14 protein-coding genes are annotated in these 14,214 nt (G+C 37.0%); 5 read left to right on the top strand and 9 right to left on the bottom strand.

What is annotated here, in order from left to right:
* Positions 1–326: 326 nt before the first annotated feature.
* Together GGG_RS0103525 and GGG_RS0103520 are read left to right on the top strand one after the other, a co-directional pair.
* On the top strand, positions 327–923 hold the full coding sequence (locus GGG_RS0103525) for a GGDEF domain-containing protein (protein ID WP_010112302.1): 597 nt from the start codon (positions 327–329) through the stop codon (positions 921–923).
* Between the two features lie 369 nt (positions 924–1,292).
* Positions 1,293–2,480 carry a GGDEF domain-containing protein gene (locus tag GGG_RS0103520; protein WP_010112301.1) on the top strand — a complete coding sequence of 396 codons (1,188 nt, stop codon included), beginning with the start codon at positions 1,293–1,295 and terminating at the stop codon, positions 2,478–2,480.
* Between the two features lie 2 nt (positions 2,481–2,482).
* Here the strand turns inward: GGG_RS0103520 and GGG_RS0103515 are convergent, their stop codons facing one another.
* From GGG_RS0103515 to GGG_RS0103500, 4 genes are all read right to left on the bottom strand, one after another.
* Positions 2,483–3,163 carry a glutathione S-transferase family protein gene (locus GGG_RS0103515; protein ID WP_010112293.1) on the bottom strand — a complete coding sequence of 227 codons (681 nt, stop codon included), beginning with the start codon at positions 3,161–3,163 and terminating at the stop codon, positions 2,483–2,485.
* A 184-nt stretch (positions 3,164–3,347) separates the two neighbouring features.
* A complete protein-coding gene (locus GGG_RS0103510) occupies positions 3,348–4,115 on the bottom strand; it encodes a transporter (protein ID WP_010112291.1) in 768 nt (255 codons plus the stop codon).
* 15 nt (positions 4,116–4,130) lie between these two features.
* The gene (locus tag GGG_RS0103505; protein WP_010112289.1) at positions 4,131–4,673 is read right to left on the bottom strand and encodes an ankyrin repeat domain-containing protein; all 543 of its coding nucleotides are present in this window, start codon (positions 4,671–4,673) and stop codon (positions 4,131–4,133) included.
* Between the two features lie 188 nt (positions 4,674–4,861).
* Positions 4,862–5,212: an HPF/RaiA family ribosome-associated protein gene (locus GGG_RS0103500; protein ID WP_010112288.1), complete on the bottom strand. Its 351-nt coding sequence runs from the start codon at positions 5,210–5,212 to the stop codon at positions 4,862–4,864.
* Between the two features lie 537 nt (positions 5,213–5,749).
* Between GGG_RS0103500 and GGG_RS0103495 the strand changes: the two genes are divergently transcribed.
* From GGG_RS0103495 to GGG_RS0103485, 3 genes are all read left to right on the top strand, one after another.
* A complete protein-coding gene (locus GGG_RS0103495) occupies positions 5,750–6,472 on the top strand; it encodes an outer membrane protein OmpK (protein ID WP_010112285.1) in 723 nt (240 codons plus the stop codon).
* Between the two features lie 185 nt (positions 6,473–6,657).
* The gene (locus GGG_RS0103490; protein WP_010112283.1) at positions 6,658–7,161 is read left to right on the top strand and encodes a GNAT family N-acetyltransferase; all 504 of its coding nucleotides are present in this window, start codon (positions 6,658–6,660) and stop codon (positions 7,159–7,161) included.
* A gap of 29 nt (positions 7,162–7,190) precedes the next feature.
* On the top strand, positions 7,191–7,931 hold the full coding sequence (locus tag GGG_RS0103485) for a hypothetical protein (RefSeq protein WP_010112281.1): 741 nt from the start codon (positions 7,191–7,193) through the stop codon (positions 7,929–7,931).
* Positions 7,932–8,262: 331 nt separating this feature from the next.
* Here the strand turns inward: GGG_RS0103485 and urtE are convergent, their stop codons facing one another.
* The 5 genes from urtE to urtA all read right to left on the bottom strand — a co-directional run bounded on the left by urtE (position 8,263) and on the right by urtA (position 13,913).
* Complete coding sequence (urtE, locus tag GGG_RS0103480; protein ID WP_010112279.1) at positions 8,263–8,961, bottom strand: urea ABC transporter ATP-binding subunit UrtE; 699 nt, start codon at positions 8,959–8,961, stop codon at positions 8,263–8,265.
* A gap of 10 nt (positions 8,962–8,971) precedes the next feature.
* Entirely contained in the window at positions 8,972–9,808 is an 837-nt protein-coding gene (gene urtD / locus GGG_RS0103475) for an urea ABC transporter ATP-binding protein UrtD (protein ID WP_010112278.1), read from the bottom strand.
* Positions 9,808–10,878 carry an urea ABC transporter permease subunit UrtC gene (urtC, locus tag GGG_RS0103470; protein ID WP_010112277.1) on the bottom strand — a complete coding sequence of 357 codons (1,071 nt, stop codon included), beginning with the start codon at positions 10,876–10,878 and terminating at the stop codon, positions 9,808–9,810. Before urtC ends, urtD begins: the two co-directional genes overlap by 1 nt.
* Before the next feature lie 4 nt (positions 10,879–10,882).
* On the bottom strand, positions 10,883–12,532 hold the full coding sequence (urtB, locus tag GGG_RS0103465) for an urea ABC transporter permease subunit UrtB (RefSeq protein WP_029574424.1): 1,650 nt from the start codon (positions 12,530–12,532) through the stop codon (positions 10,883–10,885).
* 94 nt (positions 12,533–12,626) lie between these two features.
* Positions 12,627–13,913 (bottom strand): urea ABC transporter substrate-binding protein, encoded by a 1,287-nt coding sequence (gene urtA, locus GGG_RS0103460; RefSeq protein WP_029574423.1) that lies wholly within the window; start codon positions 13,911–13,913, stop codon positions 12,627–12,629.
* Positions 13,914–14,214 lie beyond the last annotated feature (301 nt).

Below are 14,214 nucleotides of genomic sequence, written 5' to 3'. Positions count from 1 at the left end.
TATCACGATATTTTTTTAAAATATTTGTATTAAAATAAAATCATTTTAACAATCAACTTTTTTTGAAAAAATACTTTAAAATTAAAATAGATTAGTTATTAAATATGAATAACATACAAAACTTTTTAATGTGTATTTTTTAAATAGTGTTGTTTATTTTTCAGATTTATACTCATCACTTTTTTTAACTGAAAAACCCGTCACAATTTCAATAATAATGCATAGATCTATCAATAATTTATATGAACTTTAATTTGAATCTGAACGAATTAATTGCTACATTTGCACAGTGATACAATAAAAACTGAGCGTATGGGTGAAAAAGTATGCGAAATAAAGTTTATTCAAACAGACGCCGTAAAATCCACTCGCTGTTCAATCAAGTATTGAAGACGTCTTTTATTTCTAAATTAATGGGTAAAAATAAACTCGATAATGATTTAGAAATCGATCCTGTCACAGGTATCTATAATCAGTTTGCAATGAACCATTATCTGAAAGAATTACATCCTCAATCTGAATCAAATTTCGGTATTATTTTGTTGAGTCTTGATAATTTCAATCAGATTAAAGAAAAATACAATCAGAAAATCGCCAATAAAGCATTGATTTCTACTGCACAACAATTGACCCATCATCTCCGTGATACGGATTTAGTGGGACGGTATAGTGAATCTGAATTTATTGTCATTCTTGGAGACGTCACTCAAGATCAAGCGACTCGTATCGCGGGTCGACTCACGACCTTAGTCAATAAAAAAGCGTTGAAAGCAAACCGCCAAAACGTTGCATTAAAAGCGAGTTTTGGTGTATCTGTATCTGAAAAGAACTCCATCAGTGATAAAGTACTTCAGCAAGCAGACCAAGCTTTATATCTTGTGAAATCCAGTGGAAATAATGTTTCTTCGAATCCAAATTTTTAACCTTAATCGATTTATATTATTTTGGGTTTGATTAAAGCCAACGTTGCGGATATCAATATTTTGAATTGATACGAAAGAGCATTTAAATTTTTAAATGCTCTTTTTAACGATAATCATTACATCTCATTCTAAAAATATATTTAAAATAAAATCATATTCTTTTCAATCAGATAAAACTATTTTCTAAACTTTAATGAAAGATAAGACCATGCTCAGCCGATATTCGGCTCTTGTTTTTTTACTCTTTTTTTATATACTGGCTTAAAACATTTTGTATATAATTTAATCAATATAATTAACCTTAATTTAATTATTTAAAAATCAAGCTGTTACAAATTTATTTTAAATTTAGAAAGGGACAAAAAATAAATGATCTTTCCCGACCCAAAAATGAATAAACACCTTGAAATGCTACAACACCAATTTAACTCAAATATCATTATGAATTGGAGTAATGTTCATAAATCCATCTTGATGCTTTTTCTTACTTTAGGTGTCCATTTTGTCTGGATTGCATGGAAATTTTTAATTATTTTGGAACCAAGACTTTGGCAATGGGTCAATTTACCCTTACTCAAAACTCAGGTTTATCTCAATATTTATACCGCTTTGCTGGTTTCTTGCTTGATTATTTTTTGTTATTTTTTTCAAAAGAAACCTTGGGCAAACAATATTTTACCGCACTTTATCATTGGTTTTTTTGTGAATCTCATGCTGGCTGATGGGTTTTCAGTCGGTCTTTACAGCCCTGCAACGATTTTCGCATTTGTCTGTATTTCAGGTTTAGGACTCATTCTATTCAGTCGGAAATTTTTTTATGCGCAGCTCAGTTTTGCACTGATTGTGTACTTTACACTCATGTATTGTACCTACCATAAGCTGATTCCCTATGCCCCTTTATTCAGTGAACATCTCTTAAATCATCAACCTCAATACAATCTGTTTTGGATTGTGAGTATGCTTTATTTCATTATTCCAATATTTCTCACCTGCTTTATTTTATGTGAAATTTTACTTTCACAATGGCGTCACAGAGAAGCACTGATTAAATGCTTAAGCCAAACGGATCCTTTAACCAATTTATATAACCGTCGTTTTTTTAATGAAAGACTCAATGTCATTCAAAAAAATCAGTCGCATTATTCAATTATTTTGATGGATATTGATCACTTTAAATCAATTAACGATCAATATGGCCATCATTTTGGAGATGAAGTCTTACAACGTGTAGCACATTTATTGTCCACTCAAATACGAAAAACAGATATTGTTGCTCGTTATGGAGGTGAGGAATTTATTATTGCGCTCCCTGACACCTCACTGACTGTTGCGCAAGACATTGCCGAACGTTGCCGTCTCATCATTCAGAATGAAATTTTAGAAACACTTGAACATAAAAACATCCAATTCACTGCAAGTTTCGGTGTCGCTATTTCCATATATGAAACCAATATCAGCAAAGTGATTCATCTCGCCGATCAAGCTTTATATCATGCAAAACAACGTGGTAGAAACCAAGTACAACTCTACAATGAGCGAATTAAAGAGTTTAATTAAACTTATTCTCGTGTCCGATACTGCTCTTCACATGCAACAAAGACATGTTCTGCTTTAGCTTCAGTCATCCAGCGTTGTACCGCAGCAAGGTTTAATATTTTTTGCATATAGATCCGATTGTAATCTGATATTGGTATGCCATACCCAATAAAACGCATCACCACAGGCGCATAAAAAGCATCTACGATACTCAATGCATCTCCGCAAAGAAAACCATCTTGACTTGGCCGCTCAGCCCACAAAGCTTCAATCCGTTTCACATCCTCTTGCAACTGTGGGTGATCTAACCAAAGTTGAGCACCAACTTCAGATAAGTCTGCATCAAGGTTCATACCGCATGTGCTGCGTAAAGCCATAAAACTACTGTGCATTTCAGCACTCATTGATCGTGCACGTGCTCTTTGCTTTTGATCCTGTGGCCACAATTGTTTTTCTGGAAACTTTTCTGCTAAATATTCACAAATAGCCAAAGAGTCCCAAATCAAAAGATCACCATCTTTTAGTGCAGGGACTTTCCCCGTAGGGTTGATCGCTAATATGGTCTTTTTAAAAGGGCTTTCTAACTGAAAATCATCAAAAGGAATCAAATGCTCTGTGAATGCGATATCAAAATGTCTTAAAACCAACCATGGACGCATAGACCACGTTGAATAATTTTTATTGCCAATAAACAAATCCAACATCAGCCAAACTCCTTAAATTTCTTCTCAATTTTTATCTTAGAATAAAGCGTATAAGACTGATCGAATAGTTTTTATTCACCTATTTTTATGAAAATTTATGTCAAAACAAAACATTCAGGCAATAAAAAAGGATAGCTGAACTATCCTTCTTCAAATTCATTACGTTTCTACTGCTGTATGTGGCTTAGAATAGGAATGAAACGCCAAAGCCCGCTTTGTAACTGCGATCATCGCCATTTAAATCCACACCGATGCTACCATCAAACTGAGTACGATCATTTAAAGCATAGACCAAACCAGACTCAAGACCATATTCATAATCCTGACTTTCAGCTTTATGATAAACAAACTCTGAAAAACCAGACAAATTGCCGACAATTTTATAGCCAATGGTTGGAATTGCTGTAACAGCCCAATCACCATCTTGAACAGCATAATTCATCACGATTCCAGTATTCACTAAATCGTTATATTTATAATCCAAAGCTGTACCGATGCTATAAATATCATCTTCTTCGCTAAACTCTTTATTGCCCGTTGCAATTAAAGCCTGCGCCAATACAGCCATAGATAATCGATCATCTTGCAGATCAATGGCTTTTTTAATCCCGATTGAGACATCGCCCAAACCAGAATCGTCAGTTTTCTCACCTTTGTATTTGGTTTGTGTCCAAGCTGGACCTTGCCAACCCAGTTGTAATTCCATACTCGGTGTTAAACCTGTACGCAATAACATATCACCGTTCAAAGTAACTGTTTTTGCCTTTGCACCATCGATTTTGGTTTCAGTATAGGTTGCGCTCGGTAAACCTTGCTCCCATGCTAAATGACCAACAGGTGTAATACCTGTACCAAAACCTTCACCAGGACGGTCAAAGGAAAACTCAGCAGCCATTGCACTGACACTTAGGCTTGAAACAAGGGCTAGAGTTGCTGTTTTTAAAATTGCCATAATCTGACTCAAAGTTTATGCTATTTCTTTAGACATTTTCGCACCGCGACTACGTAGTAACTCTAAAGATTCTTTCTCTTCAGGTAAAGCCTGCGACCAATCTATTTGATCAAATTCACAATCAAAGAATAAATCACTAATTGACGATAAGATAGTCTTACCTTCTTCATCTTTAGTATTTGGATCAACTTTATAGTCTAATAGCTTTTGAATCGCAGGGGAACATGCTGCGCTTGCCGCATCCCATAATGGACCATAACATTCTTCAGCATCCCACAAATAAAAATTTGCTTTGGCTTTAATTAATTCATCTAAAATTTCTAAATGTGGTTGTAAATCTTCTACTTTTTGTTCGGTCGTGAGTGGTTGGCCTGCTTCATAAGCATCACAAACTTTTTCCCACCATTTAAATAATCCATCAGACCAGATCGAAACGGCTGGACCTTTTTCAGGTTCCATAAAATCTGGATCAAACCCCTCTGCAAGTAAGCGTCTAACTTGAGCAATATCTAAATCTTCCAAAGCCTGAACAAAGACTTGTTGCTGTGCTGATAACATATTGATCACTCTATTATATTCATATCTCCATTATGCCGAATATTTTGAAAATTACTGAAAAAAATTAATAAGGTCTTATTTTTCTGATTAAAGCAGCATTTATTGTTAATTTCTGACAAAGTTAACCCCTTTTGTAACTGAGGAATAAAATCACCATTAATAAAAAAAAGCCCCGTAGGGCTCTTTTCTTAAACTTCCTCGTCAACTATTTCAAGCTGACCACCACGAGGATTCTCTTTTTTCTCAAATACATGTTCCAAACTACGTTTTACTCGCTCTATCGCCCCATGCAAAGCTAAATCAATATTTTTTGCTTTATGCGTAGCGACAATAGGTTTGACTCCAGCAGCTTTTGCTTCGACCATACAGCGAATATCATCATCGCCACCTTTATCGCCATTTTCATCACTTAAATGAACCGAAAATTGAGTAATACGTTCACTATGACGTTGAAATTCCTGATTTAGCTCTTCTCTCACATATGTAATCAAACGTTCACTATTTTGTATATTTTTATCTGTACGGATTTCAATGTTCATAAAATATTATCCTCACATTATCTGAATCTTATTTACTGCACAAAATGATCAATGAATTTCAATTTTGTACATGATTTAAGCTTGCTGTTTACACAGCTTGTCATCTTCAATGAATTGGAACTTGTCACTCCTCAATTGAATAAATGAACACCTATTTATCTGCAGATTCGTGTTCTTATACATTCAATATCAGGCCATATTCAAAAATATGCAAGCGTATTTTTGAAATTTTTATGAAAAGAATATGAAAAATGACAACTTGTTACTTTGTTATATAATTTTATGATTTCTATATATTTTTTTGACTTAATTTTATCTATAATAATGCCTATCAAATTGACAATAGAAGCAATAGGTATCATTTAAGTCTTTATCTTTGTTTTTTTGATTAAAATAAAACCTCAACTAAAAATGACGAATGAGAAACATTCTCTATCTTGATATTTACATAATTTATTTATCTTTCATCTTATTTTCACTTTATTTTTATTGAAGAATCTGTATCCTTGAAGCGCTTTCTTGGGGGGAAGATTTTTCATGAAACTTACACAAATTGCTGCGATCTGCGCAATCGCTTCAACTGCTACTTTGGCTCAAGCTACACCAGTTTGGCAAGATTTTAGTATTACTGGGCTTTATGGTGAAAACTATGAATTAACACCAGATGAGAAACAATCGACAATCACATTTGAATATACTGCAAAACTTCAATATGGTGATTTCTTTGCATTTGCTGACCGTACAAACAGCGGTGGTCAATCAGATACTTATTTTGAAGCTTCACCACGTTTAAGCTTAGGCGCTGTTTCAGGTAAAAAACTTGAATTAGGCCCAATTAAAGATGTCCTTATTGCAACCACTTGGGAAGGTGGTAAAGATATGAACAACTATCTTTATGGTGTTGGCGTAGATTTAGCGATTCCGTATTTCCAATATGCACAATTGAACTTCTACCGTGCAAATAATGAAATCCAAGAAGACGACTATCAAATGACGTTTGCTTACGGTATTCCATTCAAACTTGCTTCTGAAGAATTTCTTGTAGATGGTTTCCTTGACTGGTCTACTGCTGAAAAAGATGAAGTTGCGCATAAGAGCGAACTTAACTGGACGACTCAGTGGAAATGGAATGCAGGTAAACACATTTCTCCAAATACTAAGCTTTATCTTGGTATTGAGCATTCTGTATGGCATAACAAATACGGCGTTCCAAACAAAGATGAAAACAACGTAAGCGCTTTAGTTAAATATCACTTCTAAGCGATATTGCAAACGTGATTCAAAAGCAAGGCTTCGGTCTTGCTTTTTTATTGCCTGTGTATTGCCTATGAGTTGCATGGATTTTATTGCACGACGTTATTTACCGAATTTATTGAATGATCGGATTGCTCTAAAACACAATTCTTCTTAAAATCATGATTCAAATTTTTAATCGATATTTTTTCATGAATTTTCAAATTCGACCTGCACAAAGTGCAGACATAGAACAAATCATGCATATTTATAATCATGAAATATCGACAGGATTGGCGACATGGAACAGTGAGCCTAAGACATTAGAAAATTATCAGCAATGGTTTTTGGACTTAACTCAACAGCAGTTCCCCATCTTTGTTGCAGAAGAAATTTCTACACAAAAAATTGCAGGTTATGCAGATTATTCTAGTTTTAGACAAATCAATGGTTATAAACAAACAGTTGAACATTCAGTTTATATCGACCCACAGTTTGCTCGACAAGGTTTAGGAAAAGCACTCATGTTCAAACTGATTGAGCATGCAAAACAGCATCATATTCATGTGATGGTTGCTGCAATTGATTTTGAAAATACAGGTTCTATTTATTTACATGAACAATTAGGCTTTAAACAAACAGGTTATATGCCACAAGTTGGGCAAAAATTTGGACAATGGCGTGATTTAGTCTTGATGCAACTCAATTTTGATTAAATACTGATAAAAAATTCGAGATGATCAAAATGAATAAAATATTACTCAAAACAATATTTTTAACAACTGGCGTTTTATTGGCTTCTCATAGTCATGCTGAATTTTCTTATGAGCAAGAATTAAAACAAGGTTGTGCACAAATCAAACAATACCGCCAATCAGGTCAAAAATTCTATCAACAAAAAAATTATAAAAAGGCTTTAGAACCTTTTCAAAATCAAGCCTCATGGTCAGCATTTTGTTTAAGCCAAGAAGATGAAAGTGGTATTCAAATTTCTGAAAAAGAGGTCGATATTGCAAATAATAATGTCGGTCTCACTTATGCAAAATTAGCAAAACCTTTATGGGCGAGAGCTTGGTTTCAAATCAATGCTCAATCCAAAACCAGTCAATTTAATTTAAAACAACTCCCAATACCTAAAAAACAAACTGATTTATCAGGTCAATATGTCAATTATGCAGGTTATGGGGCATGGAACTACATTACAGTTAAAAAGCTGAATCAAAAATATAACATTGAATTTGAAGGTGTTTATATGGGCCTTCGTAGTCTGATTTATGGCCCTAATCTAGGTCAGTTTGAAACCACAATGCCGCTCAATCATAAGAAAACCACAACGCAAGAATGCGCTATTGATTTAGCATTTGGTTTTAATGCACAAGTCGGAAATTTTGTTTCTGTAAACCAAAAGCAAAACTTATCAGATTGTGGATACTTTGGGCACAATGTTTCTGCGAATGGACTATATCGAAAAGTGGAAATTCGGTAATCGAATTGATACCAATCCATATTATTAATATAAATCAAACTGCTACTGTTTTTTCACTTATTAGCCCTACCACGATATTACTATCGTGGTAGGCGGCATCCATGCCGCCGTTGGACAAGGGCGATAGGGATATCCCCTTTGTCCAACAAAGGATTTTAGTTACCTTACGGAGCAATACTCTTCATCCTTCAAAGTAACAAACGCCTACACAAATTGTTTTAAAATTTTCATTATCATTGAGGCAATGCAAACTATTCATTTGTTTTTACAGGATGTTATTAAAAGCCCTTTCTTTTTGTAGAGGGAGGCTTGGAGGGATTCAAATTTAAAATCAAATCGCCACTAAATCTCGAATTCCCTTTTCAGGCATTTCTAAACCAATGCCTTGAGCCACCACTTGCCCACGCGCCATGACTGTATAATTGTCAGCCAATTCTTCAGCAAAATCATAAAACTGCTCAACCAATACAATGGCCATTTCACCACCATCTGCCAGCCTACGAATCACTCGACCAATATCTTTAATAATAGAAGGCTGAATGCCCTCAGTCGGTTCATCTAAAATCAAAACCTTAGGTTCAGATGCCAGAGCACGTGCAATCGCCAATTGCTGTTGCTGACCACCTGACAAGTCACCACCACGGCGATATTTCATTTCATCTAAAATAGGAAAAATTTCATACAAATGCTCAGGTACTTTTCGGGTTTTCGCCCCTGAAAATTTTGCCATACCAATTAAAATATTCTCCTCAACCGTCAATGTTGAAAAAATATCACGCCCTTGAGGTACATAAGCCAAACCTGCACGCACGCGTTGTTCAGGACTCATTTTGGAAATGTCTTTGTCATCCAATAGAATTTGTCCCGATTTGATCGGTAAAATGCCCATTAAACATTTTAATAATGTGGTCTTACCAACACCATTTCGCCCTAAAATCACAGAACATTCACCAATCGGGGCTTGTAAAGTCACATCACGTAGAATGTGACTGCCACCATAAAACTGATTGACGTCTTTAACTTCTAACATGCTGTTCCCCTTAACGACCTAAATATTTTTCAATCACATCTTCATTGGCTTGAACTTCAGCCAGTGTTCCTTCTGCAAGAATTGCCCCCTGCGCAAGTACAGTGACTTTCTCACTAATGGTATCGATAAAACTCATATCGTGTTCAACCACGATCAAAGTGTGGTTCTTTTTCAACTCTAAGCACAGTTCAGCCGTTCGTTCTGTTTCGGCATCGGTCATACCCGCAACTGGCTCATCCAATAAAATCAGTTTCGGGCGTTGCATCAACAACATGCCGATTTCAAGCCATTGCTTTTGACCATGTGACAATAACCCTGCTGGTTTTTGAATAAATTCCTGTAAACGAATTTGTTCTAAAGACTCATCCAAAGCCAATTGTGCATCGGGCGCAAGTTTGCTGAAAAAGCTCTTTTTTACTGTTTTATCTTTTGGTGCAGCCAGTAACAGATTTTCCATGACTGTAAAATTTTCAAATACAGTCGGTTTTTGAAATTTACGACCAATTCCAGCTTCTGCAATTTGTTCTGTACTCATTTTGGCTAAATCATAATTCTGCCCAAAAAATGCAGAACCTTCGGTTGGGCGAGTTTTGCCTGTGATCACATCCATCAACGTGGTTTTTCCAGCACCATTGGGGCCAATGATGCAACGCAATTCACCTTCTTCGATATAGAGGGACAAATCATTTAACGCACGAAATGAATCAAACCAAACGCTAACTTTTTCTAAATACAGCGCAATACCATGGCTGAAATCGGCACCTTCTGCTTTTGGTCGACCATAACCTTCGCCAATTTGACCACCATGTTGTGAATTTAGACCTAAATCTGAGAGTAATTCTGACATCAGTGATCCTCCTTTTTAAAACGCTCGAATAAGCCAATCACACCTTTGGGTAGGAAAATAGTCACAACGATAAACAGTGCACCGAGGATCAATAACCATGCTTCTGGATAAGCCACAGTAAAATAAGTTTTAACACCGTTGATTAAACCTGCGCCCAAGATTGGCCCGATCAACGTCCCACGCCCACCCGCTGCGACCCAAACAGCCATTTCAATCGAATTGACTGGATTCATTTCACTTGGATTGATAATTCCTGCCTGTGGTACATAGAGCGCACCTGCAATACCCGCTATCACAGCCGATAAAACCCATGCCGATAATTTGTACCAAAGCGTACGATAACCAAGGTATTGCAAACGATTTTCACTGTCACGAATTGCGCCCAATACTCGGCCATATGGTCGGTTCATCAAACTCCGCAAACCCATAAAACACAGTAAAAGAGCAAGTGCCGTTAAAAAACATAAGGTGGCACGCATGGAGGCAGAGGTAATGTCTAAACCTAAAATGCTTTTAAACCCAGTGAAACCATTGTTGCCACCAAAACCTGTTTCATTACGGAAGAACAATAATGCTGCGGCAAAGGTCATGGCTTGCGTGATAATTGAAAAATAAACCCCTTTAATTTTGGAACGGAATGCAAAGAACCCGAAAATAAAAGCAATCACACCCGGCACTAAAACAACTAATGCCAAAGCCCAAACCAAGTGTTCTGTTCCAACCCAATACCACGGCAATTCAGTCCAACTTAAAAAGCGCATAAAATCAGGCAACTGATCTCCTGCTGACTCACGCATTAAATACATACCAAAAGCATATCCACCTAAGGCGAAATACAAACCATGCCCCAAACTGAGAATACCTGCATAGCCCCAAACAAGGTCTAGAGCCAATGCCACCAAGGCTAAACACATGATTTTCCCAATCAAGGTGACCCAATAGGCTGAAAGGTGTAGCGCTGAATCCTGTGGCAATAAATGAAACCACGGCAAGATCAACATCACGGCAAAACATATGGCAATCGCAATTGCGCTATAGGGTTTATCTGAAAGTAATGAGGTGATTTTCATAGGCTTACTCCACAAAACGACCTTTGACGGCAAATAAACCTTGTGGACGTTTTTGAATAAACAAAATCACAAGAACCAAGAGAATAATTTTGGCAAGCACTGCACCCATACCAATTTCAAGCATCGTTCCGCTGACACCTAAACCTAGCGCAGCAAGCACAGCACCCCACACTTGACCTACCCCGCCAACGACCACGACAAGGAATGCATCGATAATGTAGTTTTGGCCTAAATCTGGGCCAACATTACCCACTTGAGCCAAAGCACAACCTGCTAAACCAGCAAGTCCTGAGCCTAAACCAAAAGCCATCATGTCGATACGTGCTGAACGAATACCGACAGCCCGCGCCATTTGACGATTTTGTGTCACCGCTCGAACGAATAATCCAAAACGTGTTTTATTGAGTAGATAAATCAGCAGCGAAAGCACAGCAATCGTAAAAACAATAATGGCGATACGGTTATAAGGCAGCATCAAACTAGGTGTAATTGAAATCCCACCTGATAGCCAAGAAATATTAGACACTTCAACATTTTGAGCACCGAAGATCATACGAACCAATTGCATGAGAATCAGACTGACGCCAAAAGTTGCCAATAAGGTTTCCAATTGACGACCATAGAGTGGACGAATCACCGTTCGTTCAATCAACATGCCAATCAAAGCGCTCACTAAAAATGCAGCAGGAATTGCAGCAATCAAATACCAATCGACATACGCACTGAAATGCGTTTTAAAAAAGCTTTGCACAACATAAGTGGTATAAGCACCTATCATGATTAACTCACCATGCGCCATGTTAATGACACCGAGCAAACCATAGGTAATTGCTAAACCTAAAGCCGCAAGCAGCAAAATACTGGCGGTGCTAAGACCCGAAAATACATGCCCTGCCCACTCACTGGCTTGTAATCGTGTTTTGATGCTACTTTTGGCATCTATTAACGTGGTTTTTAATTCAGGATTTAAATTCGGCTGTTGTAATTCTTGTTCAATAATGGCTAAAACATCAGGGCGATTTGATTCTTTTAAAATTTTGGTTGCTTGGATTTTTGTCAGTATGTCAGGACTATTAAAATCAATACGTGCCTTTAACTGCTTTAATCTCGCTTTCACTTTATTATTTTTTTCATTGAGATAAAGCTGATTGACGACGTTAATATCGAGTTCATCTAAATTATTTTCTAAAATATCAATCGCAGCCAAACGTTGCGATGCATCTTCCGATTGTAGTTTTATTTTCGCTTGTCCAAAGCTCAGTGCTTTACGTAACGTATTGACTAAAGTAACTTGATTAAGATCTGCTGGCCAATCTGTAATATTCTGATTTTGAGGATAATTAAATAATTTATCACCCTCTTTCATAATATAAGTATTGCCTGAACTGTCTGTATACAATTCATCCTTTTCTACATAAGCAACCAGTTTGTCTAATTCCTCAATACTGGCAGGCCACTGATTTAACATTGTTCGACGTTGTGCAAAATCTGCTCGTACAAATTGTTGAATCGCATCATCATTGGCATTTGCCGTTACGACCGTTTGCTCAGGTGATTGCTGATTTGCACGAGGAGATTCAGCAAAAATCTGTTGTATGAAAAATGTTTGGACTATGATCAATACAAGTGCCGCAAAATTCAGTTTAAGAAACATCTGTAACGCCCCCTTTTTGTTTAAATTTGCTGAAAAGGCAATCTTTGCTACTGCAAAGCCTGTTATGTACATCAGGCTTTGCAGTGCTTATTTATTATTTAGGGATGTAAGGACTCCAAGGCTCAGCCTTGATTGGTTGTGGTGATTTGTAAACCACATCAAATTGACCATCACCTCGAATTTGACCAATCATGACTGGCTTATGAAGATGATGATTGGTCGCATCCATGGTTAAGGTATAACCCGATGGTGCTTTAAACGTTTGACCTGCCATTGCTTCCCGAACTTTATCAACATCTGTGCTACCTGCTTTTTCTACGGCTTGCTTCCACATGTTGATCCCCACATAAGTTGCTTCCATTGGGTCATTGGTCACCATTTTATTGGCATTTGGCAGTTTGTATTCAACAGCGTACTGCTTCATTTTATTCACGAATTCAGTATTCACTGGATTCTTCACTGACATGAAGTAATTCCATGACGCTAAATGTCCAACCAATGGCTTGGTGTCAATTCCACGCAATTCTTCTTCACCTACAGAGAAAGCCATCACAGGAATATCGGAAGCTTTAATACCTTGATTGCCTAGCTCACGATAGAAAGGCACATTCGAATCGCCATTAATGGTTGAGATAACAGCCGTCTTTTTGCCTGCTGAGAATTTTTTGATATTGCCGACAATGGTTTGATAATTGCTATGACCAAATGGTGTGTATTCCTCCATGATGTCCGCATCTGCAATGCCTTTAGACTTTAAAAATGCGCGTAGGATTTTATTGGTGGTTCGAGGGTAAACATAGTCTGTACCAAGTAATACAAAACGTTGCGCTTTACCACCCTCATCACTCATTAAATATTCCACAGCAGGAATCGCTTGTTGGTTGGGTGCTGCACCTGTATAGAAAATATTTTTTGATTGCTCTTGCCCTTCATACTGCACAGGATAGAACAATAAGCCATTCAGCTCTTCAACTACTGGAAGCACAGATTTACGTGAGACCGATGTCCAACATCCAAAAATCACCGCAACTTTATCTTGAGTAATTAACTGGCGTGTTTTTTCAGCAAATAATGGCCAATCCGATGCTGGATCAACCACGACAGGTTCAAGCTTTTTCCCCATCACTCCACCTTTGGCATTGATCTCATTGATTGCCATAAGTGCCGTATCTTTCAATGAAGTTTCTGAAATCGCCATCGTTCCTGACAATGAATGTAAAATACCGACTTTAATGGTATCGCCACTGGTAGCAGCTGCTTTGGTTTCAGTTGTCGCTTTAGATTCAGCTTTGTCAGCAGGTTTCGAACAAGCCGTTAAAGCCATGCTCCCCATTATTGTTGTCGCCAAGAGTGCTTTTGAAAGCATATTATTTTGGAACATCATTCTTTTCTCCAAACCTTTCGAGTTGTGTTTATTTATATCGTTGTTATTCAATTTCCATGCCAACAAATCAAACCATTGTTTTATAAAAATTTATTCTATTTCGTCGATTTAAATATGCATCTTGTATACAACGTTGCATACAAATTAAAATTTTACTCGTCATAATTTGGTGCATTTATAAGCAGTGGCTTGCACCTTTATTGTTTTATTTCTTCAGTTTTCATACTGCGTAAAAAAGCCCGCATGATGCGTAATGCTGATCAGTTAAGCCTTTTTAAATCCTCCCCCTTGCGGAGCA

It is taken from the genome of Acinetobacter sp. P8-3-8, from assembly GCF_000214135.1.
Taxonomy (GTDB): domain Bacteria; phylum Pseudomonadota; class Gammaproteobacteria; order Pseudomonadales; family Moraxellaceae; genus Acinetobacter.
The sequence above is the reverse complement of the archived record's forward strand: the minus strand, read 5'-3'. Positions and strand labels throughout refer to the sequence as shown.